Source organism: Pseudomonas sp. UBA5706 (genome assembly GCF_002419965.1).
Taxonomy (GTDB): Bacteria; Pseudomonadota; Gammaproteobacteria; order Pseudomonadales; family Pseudomonadaceae; genus Aquipseudomonas.
In genome coordinates, this window is sequence record NZ_DIHC01000005.1 from 34,858 (window position 1) to 35,499 (window position 642).

At 59.7% G+C, this 642-nt stretch carries 2 protein-coding genes; both read right to left on the reverse strand.

The window, feature by feature from the left end; translation table 11 throughout:
- Window position 1 precedes the first annotated feature (1 nt).
- Complete coding sequence (locus B3I26_RS02900) at window positions 2-217, reverse strand: hypothetical protein (protein WP_296254924.1); 216 nt, start codon at window positions 215-217, stop codon at window positions 2-4.
- Between the two features lie 75 nt (window positions 218-292).
- On the reverse strand, window positions 293-642 hold a 350-nt coding region (locus B3I26_RS02905), incomplete at its 5' end, for a cell wall hydrolase (protein WP_296254926.1).

Below are 642 nucleotides of genomic sequence, written 5' to 3' on the forward strand. Positions count from 1 at the left end.
CTCATTTTTCCACCTGATACACAGCGCCGCCTGCGGGCGTGAAACGAGTGGGTGAGTCTCCGAGATCCAGCCGCCAGGCACCATCCGTGCTGAACGTGTCCGACACCACCCAATCATTGCCGACCGCCTTCTCAACCTTCACGCTTCCGCCGTTAGCTCTAACGGAAAGAGTGTGCGAGCCGTAGCTGTACTGCATCACAAATTGTTCGGTGCGCATTGCGCCTCCAGGGCATTTTCAGTTGGGTCATAGCCGTTTAATACGCTCAGCGCGTCGTGGGGTTCAGCGCAGGTATCACGGGACATCCTTGAAAAAGATGTGATGCCCAAGCCTCAGCGTCTGCTTTGCTCTGTTTGCCCAGGCCGGGGCCTTGGACATCGTGGTCGCGTAGTAGTGGGTCGCCCCGCCGGTTGGGTCTGACACCTTCCCGTCAATCACCTGGTCAGCAGCAACCCGGCACTGCGCCAGCTCACGGAACGGGATCTGCCGTGCGCCGTTCAGAAACGGATAGTTGGGATCGTTCCTGTTCCAGCAGCTGAACTGATACGGCTTCTGGCAGACGCCGGTATCGCCCTCACCCCACCAGGATCTATCGTTCCCGTCCTCCAACCGGTCGCGGATCGACCACGCCACGGCCACCATTC